Raw genomic sequence first — 20,144 nt, 5'->3', positions numbered from 1 at the left:
TGTAAAAAAGCAGATAGAGCACTATAATGTCTACTATACAAATACAGTTGTTTTCCTTGGGAGAACATATTCGAAGAACTTGGAGGGAATGGCGTGGAAGCAATTTCAATTGGATTATTAGGTTTAGGAACGGTCGGCTCTGGTGTGGTTCAAATAATCGAAAATCATCAAGATAAACTAATGCATCAAATTGGCTGTCCGATAAAAATAAATAAAATTCTTGTTAAAAGTATCGATAAACCAAGAAGTGTTGAAATCAAACAGGAATTGCTGACAACGAATGCTGAGGATGTAATTGAAAATCCTGAAATCGATGTAGTAGTAGAAGTAATGGGAGGAGTAGAAGATACTCGCAAGCTGTTACTGCAAGCACTTAGAAACAAAAAGCATGTTGTGACGGCGAATAAGGATTTGATGGCTGTGTACGGTTCAGAGCTTCTAACAGTTGCTTCTGAGAACGGCTGTGACCTTTTCTATGAAGCTAGTGTTGCGGGCGGTATTCCAATCCTGAGAAGCTTAACAGAGGGGCTGGCTTCTGACAGAATTACAAAAATGATGGGAATTGTGAACGGAACAACAAACTTCATTTTAACGAAAATGAGCAAAGAAGGAAGTGCTTATGAGGAAGTCCTTAAAGAAGCACAAGACCTAGGTTTTGCTGAAGCAGACCCAACTTCTGATGTCGAAGGACTCGATGCCGCTCGCAAAATGGCGATTCTCGCTTCTCTTGGGTTCTCGATGAAAATCGATCTTGATGATGTTAAGGTCAAAGGGATCACAGAAATTACCGAAGATGATTTGCAATATGCAAAGCAGTTAGGCTATACAATGAAGCTAATTGGAATTGCGGAGCTTGAAGGAAATAAAGTTGAGGTCAGCGTACAGCCAACTCTTTTAGCTGATTCCCATCCATTAGCATCTGTTAATGACGAATTTAATGCTGTCTATGTCTATGGAGAAGCTGTCGGTGAAACGATGTTTTACGGACCTGGAGCTGGAAGCCTTCCAACGGCGACCTCTATTGTCTCAGATTTAGTTGTGGTCATGAAGAATATGGTGCTTGGAGTTAACGGTAAAAATGTCGTAACACCACAATATGAAAAACAATTGAAGGCACCGAATGAAGTATTTTCTAAGTATTTCTTACGCCTGCATGTAAAAGATGAAGTGGGTGTATTTGCCAATATCACGACCATCTTCTCTGGCCATGGAGTGAGCTTTGAAAAGATCCTCCAATTGCCTAATAAAGAAAAAGGACTAGCAGAGATCGTTTTAGTGACTCATAATGCTTCATTGCAGGATTATGAAGAAATCTTAGTTCAATTGAGAGATCTGCAAGCCGTTCATCATATTGACAGTTCCTATCGTGTTGAGGGAACTGGAAAGTAATAAATGCAAACGTAATAAGCTGAGTATTTTAACTGGCAAAGGTCTTAAAGCAGGATAAAAATAAAATAAAAGCCTGAAGTCAGTCAAATAAACCAGTGCTTCTTCCCGCCGGTGAAGCAGCGGTTGTGTCATATTAAAGGAGTTGTACGTGTATGGGTGATGGTGATATGTTAACAATTCAGGTGCCTGGAAGTACGGCCAACCTAGGTCCTGGGTTCGATTCCATCGGATTAGCCGTTAATCGATACTTAAGATTAGAAGTGGAAAAAGCTGAAACTTGGGAATTGGTCATGCTATCAGAGGAACTGAATGTGTTTCCAAAGGATGAATCAAATTTTATTATACAAGTAGCAATCAGCACTGCAGCGAAGCATGGGAAGACATTGCCATCATGCAAAATTAAAATGGAAAGTGACATTCCTCTCACAAGGGGCTTAGGCTCCAGTGCAGCAGCTATTATTGCTGGAATTGAACTTGCTGACGCAGCAGCACAATTGAACTTATCAAAAGAGGAAAAGTTCCAAATTGCTTCCAAAATGGAAGGTCATCCAGACAATGTTGGAGCATCGCTTTATGGTGGTCTAGTGATCGGCAGCCTGCAGGAAGATGAAGTGTTTGCTGTTGTAAACAACCTTCTGCAATTTGATTTAGTTACGGTGATTCCGACGGAAGAGCTGTTAACAAAGGAATCAAGGAATGTTCTGCCTAATGAGCTGCCGTTTGCGGAAGCGGTGAAAGCAGGATCAATCGGAAACGTGATGGTTGCCGCACTATTAAGCGGTGATTACCGTTTAGCAGGCAAGATGATGAGAAAAGATCTATACCACCAGCCATATCGCAGAAAGCTTGTTCCTCATTTAGAAGGAATAGAAGAGCTTGCCTATGAAGAAGGGGCTTACGGTGTCGCTTTAAGCGGAGCAGGTCCAACCGTCATTTGTTTCTGTGAAAGCGGCCATGGCCAAGTGCTTTTAGAAAAATTAAAAGCTGCCGACCCTGGCATGGAATACACTTGTTTACAAATAGACCAAGCGGGCAGTCAAGTAACTGTACAAAAAAGGGTCAAGCAATAGTTTAAGTTTTTAAGGCGAATTCTCTTTTTTGGGGAATTCGCCTTTGTGATAATTGCGAGGGTAGGTCCTGTCTGAATATGCCACGGATTCAGACAAGCCCTATATAAATCCATGAGATTTCTGTCCAAAAAATACGCGGCCCAAATAAAAAAGCACGCCTTCTATAAAAGAAAGCGTGCTGTATTAATAAAGAATGAATTAGAATACTTGTTCAACTTCTACTACGCCAGGAACTTCCTCTAAAAGAGCACGTTCAATCCCTGCTTTTAATGTGATCGTTGAACTTGGGCATGATCCGCAAGCACCTAATAAACGTAGTTTTACAATACCTTCGTCAACATCAACTAATTCACAGTCTCCTCCATCGCGAAGAAGAAATGGTCTTAATTTATCTAAAACTTCCTGTACTTGTTCAAACATTTGTTCAGCCAATTTCATCGCTCCTTTCCTAATCATTATTATAATGTTTCTAACGAAAAAAATCTATCCTTAAACCTTAAAATCCATTATTCTACAATCCTTTTTGTCAAAATAAAGGCGGATGCTGACTTAAATATTCTCTATTAGTTGCAAAAATTCTCAATAAAAATCCATTATGACGTGATTTTCTTATGTGTTCACCTTAGTATACTGTAAAATATAATATAGAATGCAAAGGAGTGGGGAATTTATGAAAAAGAAAGAAGCAGAAATATTTGTTTTTGGAGCTGAACAGATTTGCGCTAGCTGCGTAAACCTTCCGTCTTCAAAAGAAACGTATGAATGGTTAGAAGCTGCATTAAGCCGAAAGTATCCTAATCAGCCTTTTAAAATTTCTTATATTGACATATACAATCCGCCACAAGAAGAGAGCATCCAAAGCTTTTCGCAGAAAGTAATCGAGGAAGATATGTTTTACCCGGTTGTCACAATAGGAGATCAAGTGGTGGGTGAAGGCAATCCTCGGTTAAAGACGATTTATGCTGAAATGGAAAAGTATGGGTACAGTGCAGGTGAATGAAACATAAAAAACATACGCAGCTTGGCATGCGTATGTTTTTAAATTAAATAAGGCTTATCCGTTATGATATTTGTACATCCACAGTATTCCTGATTTTAATAGACGCGCAACGCGCCCGGTTAAAGGCCGTTCTGCTACCATGCCAAATCCATGTTTTTTACCGAGAGAACCGAGAATGCCTTTTAACTTAATAGTCGGCAGTGATTCTGGCAGTTCTTCGTTATTCCAGCGCTTTAGGAGGATTTGAACAACTTGCTCTGCTTGTCCTTCAGCAAGCTGGGCACTTGGGGCATGTGGAAGACTTGCACAGTCTCCGATTACATATACATGCTCATTGCCAGGGATATTATGATGTGGAGTTAGAACCACTCTGCCTTGCCGATCTTTTTCAACATCCATTTCACGAACGATCTTACTTGGCTGTATCCCTGCAGTCCAAACAATGACGTCGCTGTAAATAGATTCCTCGTGATTGTATAACGTATTTGGTTCTACTTTTGTAATGTTCGAATTGCTGACAATTTCAACACCATGGGAGTCAAACCAATTCTCTACATACGTACTTAGACGAACTGGGAATGCTGACAAAATATGATTTCCGCGATCGAATAGTTTAATTCTTAGATCGGGACGGCTTTCATTAAGTTCACTTGCCAATTCAACACCGCTTAAACCTGCTCCGACAATACTTACAATCGAACCAGGTGCAAGATTATTTAACGTTTGATAAGTTTCACGAGACTTTTCAATAGATTGAATGCTGTAGGTATTTTCTTGCGCACCAGGGACACCATGATAGTTATCCTCACAGCCCAGACCGATGATTAAATCATCATAGTTAATCGCTTCTGCATCTTTCATTAAAACCTTTTTCTTCTCTAAGTCAAATCCAGTTACATCACCATAGGTGATCTTCAAGCGAGGGTGCTCGGGAAATGCAACACGCACATGTTGATCAGAGATTGTTCCAGCTGCTAATGCGTAATATTCTGTTTTTAAACAATGATAAGGATTGCGGTCAATTAAAGTGATCGTTACATCTTCTGGGAGCTGACTCGGCAAAAATCTAGCAAGAATTCTCATACCACCATAGCCGCCGCCTACAACTACGAGATTTTTCATGTTTTTAAATTCCCCTTTGTCTCTTCTCTTTTAAGCCATCACACAATATATTAATATAACATTTTGAAATAAATGGTAGATCCGAAAGACTTGCAATCAAGATACTATTAAGGAGATAATAGGCTATTTATATCAATATAATTATTTTCACACCATAAAAAGTATAACGAAATTGTGTCAAAATAACAACACATTTGTGGCAAAAATCATAAAGTTAGTTATATAACACAATAACTTTTATATAACACAGAATATTCCGTCTTGCGGAAATGCAATAGAATCTGTAGGATTAGTTGTAGTGGTGAGGTGAAAGTGATGATTCAGCCTATCATCGAGTTTTGCATTAGCAATCTAGCAAGTGGAGCTCAAAAGGCAAGAGAGCAATTAGAAAAAGATCCTAATTTTGATATTATTGAGTATGGCTGTCTCGGTTTTTGCGGCAAATGTGGGGCTTCATTATATGCATTAGTCAATGGTGAGGTCGTAACAGGTGAAACACCGGATGCTTTAGTAGAAAATATTTATCAGTACTTAGAGGATCATCCAATGTTCTAAATAAAATGAGGGGAGATGCTGGCCCCTCATTTACTAATCAAATTGTCTCTTTCTGTTTTTCTCTTATCTCGTACCAGCGCTCCCTGGCCATTTCAACTGTTTTTGGTTCAGTTGAAGTATTTTGCCTCTCAATAACCTTTGAGAAATACTTAATGGCCTGCTGAATTTGATTCGTTCGGCGTGATAATTCCCCAATCAAGTAGAGAATGCGTAATTCTGTTACTTGAGTGCCTCGAAAATCATCGGTCATGTAGGACTCAGTATATTCCTTTAAAGCTAATTTCATAAATCTTTGTTCTTGTTCTTCGTTACTGATGGAACGGTAAAGCCAGGCGAGACGCATGTATATACCTGCCATAGAAATATGTTTTTCCTTCTTTAACGTTCCGCAATAGGCGCCAAGCTTCAATGTTTGCAGTGCCATCCTGCTATCACGAATATCGCCAAATTCATGAGGGACCCACTGATCACATACTTTTTCTGTAATGATTTCCTTTGCGTTTGGAGGGAAATAAGGCTGAAAGTCGTCAGAAAAGGAAAATCCGCATTGGGGGCAAACTTTCACGTAATAGAAAATGGGATTGATTTCTTCCGTAGAATAGATAGGCCTAAAGTCACTGTCATAGTCGACGACCTTTACAAATCGTGAACGAATTTTTTTGGATGTAAAAGAATGGCTGCACATAAGGCATTTATATTTTTTATCATAATGAGGTTCTAATTGTTGAGCCAATTTCATCACCAACTTTCGAAATAGGTCTAATAGATGTGTTTATTTATATTATACATTAATTTTTGTGATAAAAGGATTAAAATACAGTAAATTAACTAGATCTTAATACCTGCATTTAATTCATCGTTTGCTTTTTGATAAAGCAGTCTAGTTGAGTTACACCTTGATCGTGTATATACTAATAATATAATCCTTAAATTAGGAGGGGAATTTCATGGAAATTGTTTCGTTAACTGAATCGGCAGCTCTTCATATAAAAGAAATGATGAAAGAAAATGAAGAAGAAGGTGCATTCCTGCGTGTCAGCATCCAAGGAGGAGGCTGCAGCGGTTTGTCTTACGGAATGGGTTTTGCTCATGAAGTAGAAGATGGAGATTCGCAGCTTGAGCAGTACGGCATCAAAATTCTTGTGGATAAAACGAGTGCTCCTGCATTAAAAGGGACTAAAATTGACTATAAAGAATCATTAATGGGCGGCGGGTTTACAATTGATAACCCTAATGCGATCGCTTCTTGTGGATGTGGTTCATCCTTCCGTACAGCAACAAATGAGGGGTCTCCAGAAGAATGCTAAACATGATGATCTAATAAGAAAAAGCAAAGCGCCATATCTTTGGAGCTTTGCTTTTTCCTTTATGTCAGTAAAAAGGTGTTCTAATCAAACATGGATGAACTGTGAAGCGGCTGGGCTTTTGCTTTCGGATCAAAATAGGTCTTGGCGTTGTTGACTGCTGTAGGTGCTTCGCCAAAACCGCAAGCAATTAGTTTCACCTTGCCTTCATAAGTGCAAATATCTCCTGCCGCATAAATTCCAGGGATATTCGTTTCCATTTTTGAATTCACGACAATAGAATTTTTTTGTATCTCCAGACCCCATTCTTTAATGGGTCCTAAAGAAGAAATAAAGCCATAATTACAGATCACCGCATCAACATCAATACTTTCTTTGTTTTCGCCTTTAACTTCTTGAATGACCACTTGTTTGATTCCGATCTCGTCACCAATCAGATCAGCTGGAACAAACGGCGTCTTTACATGAACTTTTGATCGGTGAAGGTTCTCTACACTATGTTCATGGGCTCGGAATTTATCACGACGGTGAATAATGGTTACTTCTTTTGCAATAGGTTCGAGCATAAGCGCCCAGTCGACAGCGGAATCTCCTCCGCCAAAAACAACGACTTTCTGTCCTGCAAATTGAGTTAAATCATCTATAAAGTAATGCAGATTTTTTCCTTCATAGTGAACAGCATTTTCAAGCTCTAGCCGGCGGGGTTGAAATGCACCATTTCCGGCAGTAATAATAATGGATTTCGAGTAATGAATTTCTTTGTTTGTGGTTAATTTAAAGATGTTATCATCTTGTTTTTCTATTTTTTCGACGGACTGTTCCAGGGCAATGGTTTGATCAAATTTAGACATCTGTTCCTTAAGGTTGTTAACAAGTTCTTGTGCCCGTACCTTCGGGAACCCGGCGACATCGTATATATATTTTTCTGGATATAATGCAGACAACTGACCACCAAGCTGCGGCAAACTTTCGATGATTTTCACAGATGCCTGTCTCATCCCTCCATAAAATGCAGTAAATAAACCAGTGGGACCACCGCCAATAATGGTTATATCATAAATTTTTTGATCTTTTTTCATTACAGAACCCCCCTAAGAGAATAGTTCACTCTATTATAAATATTAACACAAATTAAAATATTACTCACATTTGGCAATTAGCAGTAATACAATGGTTATAACAATAATAATATGAAAAAAAGTATTATTATATCTTACTTTTGGCCAGTAATGATGAATTTAGTCTTGAAAAACGCCGTCAGAAGGAATATTATGTTATATGTAAACGCATTGTTAATTTTTTGTGACAAAATTAGTACGGTTTTATGTCTTGGTTCGTGAAGGTTTTCACATACTTTTTCTTATTTCTTTAAATATAAATACCGCCGCTGAGTGAAAATAAGAAGAAGTAGATATGATATATATAATTCTAATAAAAAAAGGTGGAAGTGATTACTTTGAGAAAGCCAAAGGTTGTTATTTTAGGAGCAGGTTATGGGGGATTAATGACGGCTACGAAATTACAAAAAGCTGTCGGGGTGAATGAGGTAGAAATTCTACTAGTGAACAAAAATGATTATCATTATGAGACAACTTGGTTGCATGAGGCTTCAGCAGGTACATTACACCATGATCGCGTCCGATACAATATTTCAGAAGTGATTGATCGTAACAAAGTTGATTTTATTCAAGGAACAGTATCTGAGATTAACACGAAGGAAAAGAAGGTAATTCTCGAGGACGGAGAACTTGAATACGATTACCTGGTTGTTGCTTTAGGCGGAGAATCTGAAACATTTGGAATTAAAGGGCTCAAGGAACATGCATTTTCAATTGTAAATGTTGATTCAGCCCGTCAAATTCGTGAACATATTGAATATCAGTTTGCTACCTATAAGGCTGAAGAAGAGAAAAAAGAAGAAAGACTAACCATTGTTGTAGGCGGAGCTGGATTTACTGGAATTGAATTTTTAGGAGAACTATCAAATCGCGTTCCAGAATTATGCCGTGAGTATGATGTTGATCCAAATAAAGTGAAAATGCTTTGTGTGGAAGCAGCTCCAACGGTTTTACCTGGGTTTGATGCCGAATTAGTTAAATACGCTGTTGCTCAATTGGAGAAAAAAGGCGTAACATTCATGATCGGTACGGCTGTAAAAGAAGGCACACCAGAAGGTATTATTGTGGCCAAAGGTGAAGATGAGTTAGAAGAGATTAAGGCTGGTACAGTTGTATGGGCTGCTGGAATTAGAGGAAATTCAGTCATTGAAAAATCAGGATTCGAGGCAATGCGCGGCCGTGTGAAGGTTCAACCGGATTTAAGAGCGCCTGGATATGATGATGTGTTTATTATTGGTGATTCAGCATTAATTATTAATGAGGAAATCAATCGTCCTTACCCGCCTACTGCGCAAATTGCCATGCAGCAAGGGGAAACATGTGCACATAACCTGGCTGTATTAATTCGCGGGAAAGGTGAAATTCAATCCTTTACACCTGATATCAAAGGGACGGTATGTTCCCTTGGTGAAGACGATGCTATTGGGGTTGCTTTCGGGAAGAAAATGGTCGGCGGCAAGGCTTCGTTCATGAAAAAAGTTATCGATAACCGTTCTCTCTATATGATTGGCGGACCAACATTAGTATTTAAAAAAGGTAAATTTAATTTCCTATAAGAGACGACTAAAAGAGCAGGCCTTTAGGTCTGCTCTTTCTTAATGCTGACGGTATCCTTCGGCCATCTTTTTTATTGACTCTAAAAAATACATTAAGTACACTTAAGGTTGACGTAAGGGAGGTACATGCTAAATGCAGATGACCATTTTTGTGCTGCCGATTTCGATGCTCTTATTTTTTGTGTTGTTTTTTGGAATTGGTTTTATTTTAAATATGTTATTACGTATGTCTTGGATTATGGCTATTATTTATCCAATTATTGCTGTTTTAATCATTGATCAGGTTCGATTTATTGAGTATTTTACAGATAGCATGAATTCTTTTAGTAATTTAGCTAGTAGAATTACGAGTTTAGCTATGGCGGATATCTTAATCTTAAGCAGCGGATTAGCGGGTGCGATCGTCGCTGGGATTACGATTAAAATGCTCCGCAATCGTGGATATAGAATGTTCTAAAAACCTTCACTTTGTGGGGGTTTTTTATTTTACCTCTTTTTTCCTGCTCCTCTCTTATGAATATTTCATTTCGAGATGGGAAATGACTAGTTCTGGGAGGAGTGGAAGATTAAATGATGAGTCATATTACAACATGGACTAGGCGTCTACTTATGACAATCTTATTTTGCGCAGCAGTTTTAACGACCTTTCAGGGAATATCTGGTGTTGAGGCAAGGTTCCTCACAAATTATCTGCAAGGCCATTCTATAACAGGAGAAGATATTGAAGGCTCTTATTCTGATCATAAATTTAAACCTGTAGAAGTGGCGTTTAAGTTCATATCAAGCGTGGCAAACTTTGATATAAAAATTGCATCAACAGAAAAAGTAGCAGGAACTGTGAAAACATTAGAAGAAGCAATTGATTGGTCAAAATACCAAAAGAAAAAGGTCATTGCGACTGGGTATACTGCCGGATACGAATCGACTGGCAAAAACCCGGGCCATCCCGAATTTGGGATCACCTATTCTGGCGTTAAAGTAACACGAGATCTATTTTCTACTGTCGCAGCTGACCTGGACGTTTTTCCGATCGGGACGATTCTGTTTATCCCAGGTTATGGATATGGCGTCGTCGCCGATAAAGGGGGAGCGATTAAAGGGAATAAGGTTGATTTATACTTTGAAACAGTTGAAGATGTCTATTCAAAGTGGGGCAAGAAGGAACTAGAAGTATTCGTCGTAGAACATGGAAATGGTACGTTAACGGAAGAAGAACTGCGAGCCCTAAATGAGGATGAATCATTACAGGTATTCAGGCAGCAGTATATAAAATCTGAAAGAGAGTAACAAAAGGGCGGGAAATGAGTTTCCCGCCCTTTTCGCTGCAGTATCTAATCTTCCGGGTGCAATAGCCCTATGAGCTTCCTAGCGCCTTCTAAAAGGCGGGGAGATGGCCTGCAGTATAATTCTTCTTCTAGAACAAGGACTCTGTTATTTTTTATTGCATCAAGATTCGACCAATTTGGCCTTTTTAGCAAGGTTTCTGGTTTTATCTTTTCTGTTCGAACTCCTACCCATGATAGGCAAATATAATCGGGATTGCGTTTGTATACATCATCCCAGTCCGTCTGGACGCTCGCTAGTTCTACATCTTCATAAAGATTATTGGCACCTGCTAATTCGCTGATTTCTGTCAGCCAATTGACCCGTCCTGGTGTAAACACCGGCTTTGGCCACCACTCCCAGTAAAGGGAAGGTCTTTTTGAGTGTTTTTTGCCTAATTCTTTTAATGCTTCGACTTCATTGTGAAATTTACTCGCTGCTTTTTCTCCAATTTCTTGTTCTCCGAGAGCAATGGCTGTTCTCCGTAAATCTTCTTCAATGTCTGACAAGCTTTGAGGATTCAAGACAATATGGGGAATATTTCTCTTTTTAAGATTTTCAATATTTTTTTCCATCCCAGGAACACTTAGTGATGCGATCACAAGGTCAGGCTGCAGTTCTTGGACAGCATCCATATTAATGGATAAATCGGGACCGAGTCTTGGCAGCTTGTCTATGGCTGGAGGCCAGTCTGAATAGTCATCAACTCCGACTAATAAATCACTTAACCCTAAATATTCAATTATTTCGGTATTGCTGGGGCAAATAGAAATGACTCTCATTTACTCAACTCCTAACGTACGAGATAATGAAGCAGCAGGGTCAGAAATATCCCTGTTAATCCTCCAAAGAAAACTTCAATTGGTTTATGTCCTAATAATTCTTTCAGCTCTTTTCGCTTCTCTTGCTCGGGTTTTTCATTCCAATCTTTTGCATCTTTAAAAATACGATTGAGATCAGTTCGAAGCTGGTTCAAGACGATTGCCTGTTCACCTGCTTGGCGGCGCACGCCAGCTGCATCAAACATCGTAATAACAGCAAAAATGGCTGAGACGGCGAACAGCGGTGAATCTAACCCGGATTCTAATGCCACGCCAGTAGATAAAGCAGTAACGGCTGCAGAGTGGGAACTAGGCATTCCGCCATTACTGGTTAAAAGGGACCAGTCCAGCTGTCTTGTTGCAATAAATTGAATGGGAACCTTCACGAATTGTGCAAAGAAGATCGCTGAAAATGAGGCCCATAAGGGGAAATTCATAAATAAGTCCATTTTGAAACCACCTTTGTTGATAACAATGATTTATTGTTGCTTAATACTATATCACTTATTAAAACAGATTAAATGCAGAAACTCTGATATTTTTGTTAAGATATTATTAGAAATATAAGGAAGTTCCAATGGTTCATTCCGCTTATACACTTTTTAGAAAAAGGTGAGGCTCGATGGAAGATTATCCAATCGAATATTACCATTTTTTCATCCACTTTAACGAGGGTGATTATTACACTTGTCATGATCTGCTTGAAGAAATGTGGATGACTAACAAGCGCAATTACTTTTTTAAAGGATTGCTGCAAATGAGTGTTGCCATTTATCATTATGAGTACGGCAATGTCAAAGGAGCCCGGCTGATGATGAAGGCTGCACACGAATATTTGCAGGATTATCGCCCAAAATATTGGGGATTAGATTTAGAAAAAGTCTATATTTTCATTGAAGAATGCCTTTCTATTATACCACAACATATAGATCGAGTTGAGTATGAGAAAGTACACGAACTGCCTGTTTTACCACAGCTGCTTTTGTATTTAGAAGAGGATTAATATTTCTCGTAGAGGTGAAGAGATGTTTACGGTAAGTAAAGAAATGAATTTTTTATCAGAACAGGAATGTTTAGTTGTTGGTCTGTATGACAAGCCTGTCAAGTTTGAAGGGGCACTTGCTCAATTAGACGGATATTTTAACGGACATTTAACAGAGTTAGTAAAGAGTGGTGATATTTCCGCAAAGAACCAAGGAATTTCAAAGGTACATACATTTGGATTAATTGGAGCGAAAAGGCTGATATTTGTCGGACTTGGCAAAGAGACGGCCGCTACATTTAATGGTGTTCGGGAAGCTTTTGGAAAGGCTTTTAAAGAAATACATAAAATGAAATGGACGCAAACTGCTGTCTATTTGGATTCTTTTACTGGGGAGGAAATTGATGCACTTGATGCTGCTCATGCACTAAGTGAAGCGCTGGCGCTCTCTACATATGAGTTTAAGGGATATAAACAAAAATCAAACGAACCAGAAAAAAGAATAGAAGAAGTGACTGTTTTAAGTGAACCAGGTGATGAAGAGGATATCAAATCGGCATTAACCGTTGGTTTTGTCTATGGAACGGGCACAAATTCAGCCCGCACACTGGTGAATTTGCCTGGTAATATGCTGACCTCTACTGATATGGCTGAGTATGCAAAGAGCCTTGCTGAAAAATACGATTTTGAATTAGAAATTCTAGAAAAGGAAGATATGCTGAAGCTTGGCATGGGAGCCTTGTTAGCGGTTAACCAAGGGTCCGCACAACCGCCGAAAATGATTGTCTTGAAATATCAAGGCAGAGAGGAATGGAAGGATGTCATCGGATTAGTAGGAAAAGGGATTACCTTTGATACGGGCGGATATTCCATTAAAACGAAAGATGGCATCGTTGGAATGAAAACTGATATGGGTGGTGCTGCGTCGGTACTCGGTGCAATGGAAGTGATCGGAGAATTACGACCGGAGCAAAACGTGGTTGCTGTCATTCCTTCAACAGATAATATGATTAGCGGAAGCGCCTTTAAACCTGACGATGTGATTACGTCGATGAGCGGCAAAACAATTGAAGTGTTAAACACGGATGCGGAAGGGCGGCTTGTGTTGGCGGATGCTGTTACGTATGCAAAACACCATGGAGCAAACTACTTAGTGGATGTAGCTACATTAACTGGCGGTGTTATTACGGCGCTGGGAACAGAAATTACGGGGGCGCTTACGAATAATGAGACATGGTATGAACAAGTGTTAGAAGCTTCCTATGAAGCAGGAGAACCCGTTTGGCTCTTGCCATTAATTGAAAAAGACAAAGAAAGAGTCCGTAAGAGCAAAATCGCCGATTTGAACAATTCACCCGGAAGAGAAGGACATGCGATCATGGGCGGTGCTTTCATTGGAGAGTTTGCAGAGGATACCCCATGGGTGCATTTAGATATTGCCGGGACAGCGACGACTAGCAAGGACACAGATCTTGGTCCATCTGGAGCAACAGGGGTGATGGTTCGTACTCTTGCGCTGCTGGTTGAGCGGTTTGAGGCTTAAAGACAATATAGAGCTCTAGGCGCTGCGACCTAGAGCTTTTTTTAAGAGGAAGGGAGTGGTGAAGGTGATCAAGCTTTTGTTTACCATCTTTGCGATAATCGGCGGGCTGGCCATTAGTTTGCAAGCCTCGATCAATGGTGGATTAGGAAAAAGAATTGGCACGATTGAGACATCCTTTGTTTCTTTTGCAATTGGGACATTGGCTCTGTTATTTATGGTGATTTTCCTGGGGAAAGGTAACATTCTCGCAATTGGAACTGCACCAAAATGGCAATTAACGGGAGGACTGCTGGGGGCTATTTATGTATTTGTTACTGTCTTGGTTGTACCGAAACTTGGAGTAGCCTCAACGATTATGGCTGTTATCGTTGGTCAACTGTTAATGGGGGCAGTCATTGATCATTTCGGATTGTTAGGAGGAAAACAAATCCCGTTTGACATGAAGAGAGCTTCAGCCATGCTTTTATTTTTTGCTGCCATTTATCTATTTTATCGTAAATGAAAGGTGAAACGTTCTTTGAGATGCTGTTCTTAAAAGTGATTGACAGTCAATAAGCTAGTATGCTATTTTAGTAACTAGATTTTAATTCTCTACTAGTTTACCAAACTAAAGCATCGAGAGGGGAACGAACATGAACGCTGTAGTTCTTGCCGTTGTGGTCATGTTAATATTGAGCCTTTTACGCGTAAATGTTGTACTTGCGTTAATTATTGGGGCTCTTGTTGGTGGATTGACAGGCGGTTTATCAATAGATAAAACGATTGAAATCTTTGCAGGCGGTCTAGGCGGAAGTGCGGAGGTAGCGCTAAGCTACGCATTGCTTGGCGGGTTTGCGATTGCTATTTCAAAGACAGGTTTGCCAAACTTATTGGTTGAAGGGGTATTAAGCGTTGTAAGAAAAAATGGCGACTCCAAAGGGAAACTATATTCAAAAGCACTCATTATTTTTTCTATTCTAGTAATAGCTTGTTTCTCACAAAACTTAATTCCGATTCACATTGCTTTTATCCCGATCTTAATTCCGCCGTTATTAATGTTAATGAATGAATTAAGAATTGATCGTCGATTAATTGCGACTGTACTTACTTTCGGGTTAACCGCACCGTATATATTGCTCCCGGTTGGGTTCGGAAAAATATTTCACGATATTCTAGCAACGAATATGGCTGAAAGCGGTCTGGCTATCGACATGAATGACATTCCAGTTGCATTATTAATCCCGATTGGCGGGATGGTTATAGGGTTATTGATCGCGATGTTTGTATACCGTAAGCCTCGTGATTATAAGTCATTTGAGCTTGTTGAAGTGGAAAAGGGAGAATACTCTAAAATAGGAATTCTCTTTTCATTGATTGCAATTATTGCGGCTCTTACTGTCCAAATTTTGCTAGATTCAATGATTTTTGGTGCATTAGCCGGTATCATTATTGTTTACATCAGTGGTGCAATTAAATGGAAGGAAGCAGATCATCTTTTGACTGAAGGCATGAAGATGATGGCATTTATCGGTTTCGTTATGCTGGCTGCATTTGGATTTGCAGATGTGCTAAAAGAAACGGGTCATGTTGAATCGTTAGTTTCTCAATCGGCTGCATTCATAGGTGGAAATCAAGCGTTAGCGGCTATTCTTATGCTTGTTGTCGGTTTGCTTGTTACGATGGGAATTGGTTCTTCTTTTTCAACGATTCCAATTATCGCCACTATCTTTGTTCCGCTGGCATTAGAATTAGGATTTAGCCCAATGGCGACGATTGCTTTAGTAGGTACAGCTGCAGCATTAGGAGACGCGGGTTCTCCTGCTTCAGACAGCACGCTTGGACCTACCGCAGGACTTAACGCAGATGAACAGCATAATCATATATGGGATACATGTGTTCCGACATTTATCCACTACAATATTCCATTAATCATTTTCGGCTGGATTGCGGCAATGATTTTATAAAAAGGAAACAGCTTCTCTTCATGGGGAGCTGTTTTTGTGTATATGGAACATGCTTCAGAATAGGAATGGATTCCTAATCTTGGATATCAACTAAAATGGGACTCGATGGTGATACCTCAAATTCACTTTTTATTGGAAAATATAATTATCTATTGAAATAGGAATTATTAGGAGGTCGGGTTTATGACAAGCATTTTAGAAAGCAATGATATTCTTACAAAAATTTCAATTAAGAGAAGGGCATTAATTGAAGTGGCCAATTTGAAAGGACTTACGAATAAAGAAACGGTTGAATGCAGTCAAGAGCTTGATATCTTAATCAATTCTTATTTTAAAATTAAAAAAGGTTCGGACTTGTGCTGAAGAATTTGGGGTTTTGCTTTAATTAATTTGGTGGTATTTGAATACACTATAATATGCAGAAGAGTATTAAATTTTAGCCGCTTATGTTATAATGCGAAATAATAAAAATTTTTAGAAAGTAAGGGCTCCTCTAAAGGAGTCTTTTTTTCAAAATGGAAGGAGTGTTGATGATGCGAGATGTGACACTTTTAGCAATTTTTGAACACCATATTGCACAAAAATATTTAAATCGATCTGGATTAGCTCATGCGATTGCAGTTGCATACCATGCTTATCATCTTGCAAAAAAACATAAAGTAGATGTAGATATTGCAGCCAAGGCCGGGCTCCTTCATGATATTGGCCACTTTACATGGTATAAAAATGGAAAGTGGGATTATGATTTATACAAGAAAAATGATATACATGCGATTAAAGGTGCGGAAAGAGCCCATAAATTACTCATTCGCCTTGGTGAGAATCCTGTAAGAGCAAAAGAAATTGCTTTAGCTATTCTTTTTCACACAGATTCATTCTTACCCACGAACGATATTGAACGCACAGCACTGCAGCAAGTCGTAAAATGGGCTGATGAGAAGGATGAAGAAAAAGGCGGTTTACATCACTATCGCAAAATAGATGAGGACCGGGCAAGACAGAGTATCTCCCGTTTAGATCAGTGGATTGACGCTGAGTTAGGCTACAGTAAAAAAATCGTTGATCAGTAAGCACAACTCCCCCACAGTTATGTCCAAACATTTTCGTAAAAGTAAACTCCAGGTGTTTTAAAAATTCAATTGAAAATCTGTTTAGGAATAAATCACACTTTGAAAAAACCAAAAACGGAAACATTAAGAGTTAGCCCACGCCAACTAGGTATTCGTTGCATATGCAGTACTATAGAGAATTACTTTTAGATAGTTGAAGGAGGTAAGCATATGCAATATTATAGGAGGCCGCCGGCACCAATGCCAATGCGTAATGACAGGTTCTTCTTCTTTGGGGGTCCACTAGTTGGAGGCTTCTTAGGGGGCCTAGCTGGGGGACTATTAGGCACTGCATTTTATCCGCGTCCTAGACCATACCCGTTTTATGCACCATATCCGCCCTATTATGGTCCGTATGGATATGGGGGTTATGGCGGTCCATTCTATTATTAGGCAAAAAAGAAATTCTAATAGCATATTAAAACGGTCTCGGTTCCAAATCGAGACCGTTCTTCGGTTACATCCACCTTAATGCAAGGGTCAAGCTGCAGCAATCAGCAGTTTCTGAAGGTGCTTGAAATTGGAGCTTTAGCCCATCTGGTGTGTAGGTAGCATTCGGAATGATAGGAATGCCCGTTTCTTTTATTAATGCATTTACTTTCTGTTTATCTGACTTTTGAGCCGCATCCATTAAATCTAGTGAGAATTTCTTTGAACTTGCCATTTTTTCTAATAAATCGCTGGCAGATTTCATAATATTTTGCATATGGTGTGCGGATTCCATAAAGATGGATGGGTTTACATCCGGCAGTTGGCGGGGGTAAGGGTAATAAGTTGTTGGATAGGGATAATACGGGACATAAGCGTATGGTCTAGAGTAGTATTGAGGATTTATATAGTATGGATAATAGCTATGCATGAACTCATCTCCTTTCGGTGTAAATATGGTAATTACATCCTTTTCATATATATGCATTGGCAGCTTATCTGATGTTTTTCCCATTTGCGAAGCAAGCAGAACACATGGGTTTTGGGGAAAATCTGATATACTTAAGTAGTATCATATTTAAATAAACAGATCCCTCGTGTGGATTACTTTAGAATCCACAAGAATGTACGAAGTTAAGGGGAGATTGCCTCAATGGAGTTAGAATTCATATTAGATCTTATCGAAAAAAGCGGATATTTAGGACTTTTTCTTTGGCTTTGGCTAGGTGTATTTGGTGCGCCGATCCCAAATGAAGTCATTATTATGACTGTGGGACTTGCTGCCTCTGAAGAAGTTCTTAATCCCGTTATTACATATTTTGTTACCTTTTTTGGAATGATGGCGGCATTAACAACCTGTTTTTTGATTGGGAAATATATAGGGGGGCCTCTTCTTCCTTTTTTTCAAAAAAGGAAAAGGCTCTCTAGGACGATCGATAAATCGATTAAGTTCATGAACAAATACCACGCTCATTCTCTGATGATCAGTTATTTCTTCCCTGGTTTAAGAAACTTTGTTCCTTTTTTGTATGGGGTAAGCAAGCTGCCTTTTAAAACATTTGCCCTATTTGCATATTCTGGGGCATTTATTTGGCTGACAATTATGTTTAGTTTAGGCTTTTGGTTCGGCGATCATCGCGATACGATTGTCAAATATGAAACCGAATTATTTGTAGTGGCAGGAATTTCCTTACTTGTTGTTGTATTATTTAAATTAATGAGAAGAAAAAGAAGACAGAAATTAAAATCAACACAGTAAAATTTGAGGGGTGGAAGAGGTTGGAACGTCATAAAAATACACTTATCAGCAATTTAGGGATTGAAATTCTTAAATTAGAAAAAGGGTTAGTGGTTGCGACCATGCCTGTTGATGAACGGACAAGGCAGCCATTTGGCCTCCTGCATGGCGGGGCATCGGTTGCTCTTGCTGAAACGGTTGCTTCAATGGGTGCTTTTGAATTGGTTGATCAAGAGACAGAAGCAGCGGTAGGGTTAGAGATTAACGCGAATCATATTAAAGGTAAGACAGAGGGGATTGTTACCGCTACTGCTACCCTCCTTCATCAAGGGAGAACGACACATGTTTGGGACATTAAAATTACCGATGAAGAAGGTAACTTAGTTTGTGTTTCGAGATGTACGATGGCGGTTATTAAAAGGAGATAAAATACTTAATATGTAAAAAGCCCGTTCTTCTATCGAGAACGGGCTCTTATTCGTTAATATAGGTTATTTACTTACTAAAGCTTTTTTCTTGTTGTTTTTCTTTAAATCATCTTTATTACCTGCTGAAGCTTTTTTCATATCTCTCTTTAAATCATCTCTAACACTCTTGTTCCATAATGGAACTCCAGAATGGTAGGCAGCTCTGCTGATTAAATGCCCTGCAACCGGAGAGGTCATAAACAGAAAGACGAATCCTAGAATCAGTCTTGAATTAAAATGTCCTTCTAAATGATAGAAATATAAGAAAGCTCCTAATAAAATACACATGACCCCTAATGTAGCTGATTTAGATGCTGCGTGGTTTCTGGTATAAACGTCAGGAAGTCTAATGACACCAAAAGCAGCAACCAAGCTTAGGAGAGCACCAACTAAAATGAAGAAGCCTATGAGAAACTCAATTATCGCGTTCACGTTCTATAATAACCCCTTTCTCTAGGTACTTTGAAAAGGTGACAGTTCCGATAAATGCGATAATCCCGATTAATAGAATAATCTCAAGAAAAGCATGTGTTTTTAACACAATGGATAGAAGCGCCACAATCGCCACCAGATTGACTCCAACCGCATCGAGAGCTATAACTCGATCTGGTGTGGTGGGCCCCTTTATGACGCGGTAGATGAGCGCCAGCATTGCAATAGCTAAAACCAACAATGATAATTTAATGATGATCTCTAGCATTAACGGCTCACCTCCATAATGGCTTTCTCAAATGAATTCTTAATAGAGCTAACGGCATCATCCACATCATCGATATCAATCGTATGAATGTACAAAGTTTTATTATCGTCAGATACATCAAGTACCAATGTACCAGGGGTCAATGTAATTAAGTTCGAAAGAATGGTGATCTGCCAGTCCTCCGTTAAATTTGTTTCATAGGCGAAGATCCCCGGACGTATATTTAATTTAGGTCTTATTACTAATTTTACAACAGACCAGTTCGATAGGACGAGCTCTTTAAAAAAGAGTAAAACTAAGGAAATCATCGACCATACTCGGTATAAATAAAAACGAGAATGAAAGAATCGTCTTAGTACAAAGATGATCAGAAGTCCGAATAGATAACCTCTGATAAAACTAACCGGATCATAGGATACTTTGATGAACATCCATAGGAACGCCAAAGCAATATTTAATAAAATTTGAAATGCCAT

At 39.1% G+C, this 20,144-nt stretch carries 27 protein-coding genes; 17 read left to right on the top strand and 10 right to left on the bottom strand.

Features of this window, described 5'->3' with window-relative positions:
* Positions 1-93 precede the first annotated feature (93 nt).
* Both CZ487_RS22440 and thrB read left to right on the top strand, forming a co-directional pair.
* Positions 94-1,389 (top strand): homoserine dehydrogenase, encoded by a 1,296-nt coding sequence (locus CZ487_RS22440; protein ID WP_077214474.1) that lies wholly within the window; start codon positions 94-96, stop codon positions 1,387-1,389.
* A gap of 152 nt (positions 1,390-1,541) precedes the next feature.
* Positions 1,542-2,459 carry a homoserine kinase gene (gene thrB / locus CZ487_RS22435; RefSeq protein ID WP_077214473.1) on the top strand — a complete coding sequence of 306 codons (918 nt, stop codon included), beginning with the start codon at positions 1,542-1,544 and terminating at the stop codon, positions 2,457-2,459.
* A 198-nt stretch (positions 2,460-2,657) separates the two neighbouring features.
* On the opposite strand, the gene CZ487_RS22430 is transcribed toward thrB, so the two are convergent.
* Positions 2,658-2,915 (bottom strand): NifU family protein, encoded by a 258-nt coding sequence (locus tag CZ487_RS22430; protein WP_419865737.1) that lies wholly within the window; start codon positions 2,913-2,915, stop codon positions 2,658-2,660.
* A gap of 214 nt (positions 2,916-3,129) precedes the next feature.
* Here CZ487_RS22430 and CZ487_RS22425 point away from each other — a divergent pair, with 214 nt between their 5' ends.
* The gene (locus tag CZ487_RS22425) at positions 3,130-3,459 is read left to right on the top strand and encodes a YuzD family protein (RefSeq protein ID WP_077214471.1); all 330 of its coding nucleotides are present in this window, start codon (positions 3,130-3,132) and stop codon (positions 3,457-3,459) included.
* Between the two features lie 54 nt (positions 3,460-3,513).
* On the opposite strand, the gene CZ487_RS22420 is transcribed toward CZ487_RS22425, so the two are convergent.
* Entirely contained in the window at positions 3,514-4,581 is a 1,068-nt protein-coding gene (locus CZ487_RS22420; protein WP_077214470.1) for an NAD(P)/FAD-dependent oxidoreductase, read from the bottom strand.
* 315 nt (positions 4,582-4,896) lie between these two features.
* Here CZ487_RS22420 and CZ487_RS22415 point away from each other — a divergent pair, with 315 nt between their 5' ends.
* Positions 4,897-5,136 carry a YuzB family protein gene (locus CZ487_RS22415; protein WP_077214469.1) on the top strand — a complete coding sequence of 80 codons (240 nt, stop codon included), beginning with the start codon at positions 4,897-4,899 and terminating at the stop codon, positions 5,134-5,136.
* A 37-nt stretch (positions 5,137-5,173) separates the two neighbouring features.
* On the opposite strand, the gene CZ487_RS22410 is transcribed toward CZ487_RS22415, so the two are convergent.
* Positions 5,174-5,869 (bottom strand): DUF2225 domain-containing protein, encoded by a 696-nt coding sequence (locus CZ487_RS22410; RefSeq protein WP_272914214.1) that lies wholly within the window; start codon positions 5,867-5,869, stop codon positions 5,174-5,176.
* Positions 5,870-6,083: 214 nt separating this feature from the next.
* On the opposite strand from CZ487_RS22410, the gene CZ487_RS22405 reads away from it, so the two are divergent.
* Positions 6,084-6,443, top strand: coding sequence for a HesB/IscA family protein (locus CZ487_RS22405; protein ID WP_077214467.1), 360 nt, complete (start codon positions 6,084-6,086; stop codon positions 6,441-6,443).
* An 80-nt stretch (positions 6,444-6,523) separates the two neighbouring features.
* Here CZ487_RS22405 and CZ487_RS22400 read toward each other — a convergent pair whose 3' ends face one another.
* Positions 6,524-7,519 carry an NAD(P)/FAD-dependent oxidoreductase gene (locus CZ487_RS22400; protein ID WP_077214466.1) on the bottom strand — a complete coding sequence of 332 codons (996 nt, stop codon included), beginning with the start codon at positions 7,517-7,519 and terminating at the stop codon, positions 6,524-6,526.
* Positions 7,520-7,887: 368 nt separating this feature from the next.
* Between CZ487_RS22400 and CZ487_RS22395 the strand changes: the two genes are divergently transcribed.
* The 3 genes from CZ487_RS22395 to CZ487_RS22385 all read left to right on the top strand — a co-directional run bounded on the left by CZ487_RS22395 (position 7,888) and on the right by CZ487_RS22385 (position 10,401).
* The gene (locus CZ487_RS22395; protein WP_077214465.1) at positions 7,888-9,114 is read left to right on the top strand and encodes an NAD(P)/FAD-dependent oxidoreductase; all 1,227 of its coding nucleotides are present in this window, start codon (positions 7,888-7,890) and stop codon (positions 9,112-9,114) included.
* Positions 9,115-9,247: 133 nt separating this feature from the next.
* Complete coding sequence (locus CZ487_RS22390) at positions 9,248-9,571, top strand: YuiB family protein (RefSeq protein WP_077214464.1); 324 nt, start codon at positions 9,248-9,250, stop codon at positions 9,569-9,571.
* Between the two features lie 116 nt (positions 9,572-9,687).
* Complete coding sequence (locus tag CZ487_RS22385; RefSeq protein ID WP_077215428.1) at positions 9,688-10,401, top strand: 3D domain-containing protein; 714 nt, start codon at positions 9,688-9,690, stop codon at positions 10,399-10,401.
* Between the two features lie 44 nt (positions 10,402-10,445).
* Here CZ487_RS22385 and CZ487_RS22380 read toward each other — a convergent pair whose 3' ends face one another.
* Together CZ487_RS22380 and CZ487_RS22375 are read right to left on the bottom strand one after the other, a co-directional pair.
* On the bottom strand, positions 10,446-11,219 hold the full coding sequence (locus CZ487_RS22380) for a cobalamin-binding protein (RefSeq protein ID WP_077214463.1): 774 nt from the start codon (positions 11,217-11,219) through the stop codon (positions 10,446-10,448).
* Between the two features lie 11 nt (positions 11,220-11,230).
* On the bottom strand, positions 11,231-11,707 hold the full coding sequence (locus CZ487_RS22375) for a divergent PAP2 family protein (RefSeq protein WP_077214462.1): 477 nt from the start codon (positions 11,705-11,707) through the stop codon (positions 11,231-11,233).
* Between the two features lie 173 nt (positions 11,708-11,880).
* On the opposite strand from CZ487_RS22375, the gene CZ487_RS22370 reads away from it, so the two are divergent.
* The 7 genes from CZ487_RS22370 to CZ487_RS22340 all read left to right on the top strand — a co-directional run bounded on the left by CZ487_RS22370 (position 11,881) and on the right by CZ487_RS22340 (position 17,228).
* Positions 11,881-12,261: a DUF309 domain-containing protein gene (locus CZ487_RS22370; RefSeq protein ID WP_077214461.1), complete on the top strand. Its 381-nt coding sequence runs from the start codon at positions 11,881-11,883 to the stop codon at positions 12,259-12,261.
* Positions 12,262-12,283: 22 nt separating this feature from the next.
* Positions 12,284-13,783 (top strand): leucyl aminopeptidase, encoded by a 1,500-nt coding sequence (locus tag CZ487_RS22365; RefSeq protein WP_077214460.1) that lies wholly within the window; start codon positions 12,284-12,286, stop codon positions 13,781-13,783.
* Between the two features lie 67 nt (positions 13,784-13,850).
* Positions 13,851-14,285: a DMT family transporter gene (locus tag CZ487_RS22360; RefSeq protein WP_077215427.1), complete on the top strand. Its 435-nt coding sequence runs from the start codon at positions 13,851-13,853 to the stop codon at positions 14,283-14,285.
* Positions 14,286-14,415: 130 nt separating this feature from the next.
* Positions 14,416-15,726 (top strand): Na+/H+ antiporter family protein, encoded by a 1,311-nt coding sequence (locus CZ487_RS22355; protein WP_077214459.1) that lies wholly within the window; start codon positions 14,416-14,418, stop codon positions 15,724-15,726.
* Between the two features lie 183 nt (positions 15,727-15,909).
* Entirely contained in the window at positions 15,910-16,089 is a 180-nt protein-coding gene (locus CZ487_RS22350) for an aspartyl-phosphate phosphatase Spo0E family protein (protein ID WP_077214458.1), read from the top strand.
* Between the two features lie 170 nt (positions 16,090-16,259).
* Positions 16,260-16,796 carry an HD domain-containing protein gene (locus CZ487_RS22345; RefSeq protein ID WP_077215426.1) on the top strand — a complete coding sequence of 179 codons (537 nt, stop codon included), beginning with the start codon at positions 16,260-16,262 and terminating at the stop codon, positions 16,794-16,796.
* Positions 16,797-17,006: 210 nt separating this feature from the next.
* Complete coding sequence (locus CZ487_RS22340; protein ID WP_077214457.1) at positions 17,007-17,228, top strand: hypothetical protein; 222 nt, start codon at positions 17,007-17,009, stop codon at positions 17,226-17,228.
* 64 nt (positions 17,229-17,292) lie between these two features.
* Here CZ487_RS22340 and CZ487_RS22335 read toward each other — a convergent pair whose 3' ends face one another.
* The gene (locus CZ487_RS22335; protein WP_077214456.1) at positions 17,293-17,694 is read right to left on the bottom strand and encodes a YuzC family spore coat inner layer protein; all 402 of its coding nucleotides are present in this window, start codon (positions 17,692-17,694) and stop codon (positions 17,293-17,295) included.
* 222 nt (positions 17,695-17,916) lie between these two features.
* On the opposite strand from CZ487_RS22335, the gene CZ487_RS22330 reads away from it, so the two are divergent.
* Both CZ487_RS22330 and CZ487_RS22325 read left to right on the top strand, forming a co-directional pair.
* Complete coding sequence (locus tag CZ487_RS22330; protein ID WP_077214455.1) at positions 17,917-18,522, top strand: DedA family protein; 606 nt, start codon at positions 17,917-17,919, stop codon at positions 18,520-18,522.
* 20 nt (positions 18,523-18,542) lie between these two features.
* Positions 18,543-18,929, top strand: coding sequence for a hotdog fold thioesterase (locus CZ487_RS22325; RefSeq protein WP_077214454.1), 387 nt, complete (start codon positions 18,543-18,545; stop codon positions 18,927-18,929).
* A gap of 63 nt (positions 18,930-18,992) precedes the next feature.
* On the opposite strand, the gene mnhG is transcribed toward CZ487_RS22325, so the two are convergent.
* The 3 genes from mnhG to CZ487_RS22310 are packed head-to-tail and all read right to left on the bottom strand — an operon-like array spanning position 18,993 to position 20,144.
* Positions 18,993-19,400 carry a monovalent cation/H(+) antiporter subunit G gene (gene mnhG / locus CZ487_RS22320; protein ID WP_077214453.1) on the bottom strand — a complete coding sequence of 136 codons (408 nt, stop codon included), beginning with the start codon at positions 19,398-19,400 and terminating at the stop codon, positions 18,993-18,995.
* Entirely contained in the window at positions 19,384-19,668 is a 285-nt protein-coding gene (locus CZ487_RS22315) for a Na(+)/H(+) antiporter subunit F1 (RefSeq protein WP_077214452.1), read from the bottom strand. Before CZ487_RS22315 ends, mnhG begins: the two co-directional genes overlap by 17 nt.
* Entirely contained in the window at positions 19,668-20,144 is a 477-nt protein-coding gene (locus CZ487_RS22310) for a Na+/H+ antiporter subunit E (protein ID WP_077214451.1), read from the bottom strand. Before CZ487_RS22310 ends, CZ487_RS22315 begins: the two co-directional genes overlap by 1 nt.

This window comes from Robertmurraya dakarensis (genome assembly GCF_900156875.1).
Taxonomy (GTDB): domain Bacteria; phylum Bacillota; class Bacilli; order Bacillales; family Cytobacillaceae; genus Robertmurraya; species Robertmurraya dakarensis.
This window is presented reverse-complemented; position numbering and strand designations above follow the sequence as displayed.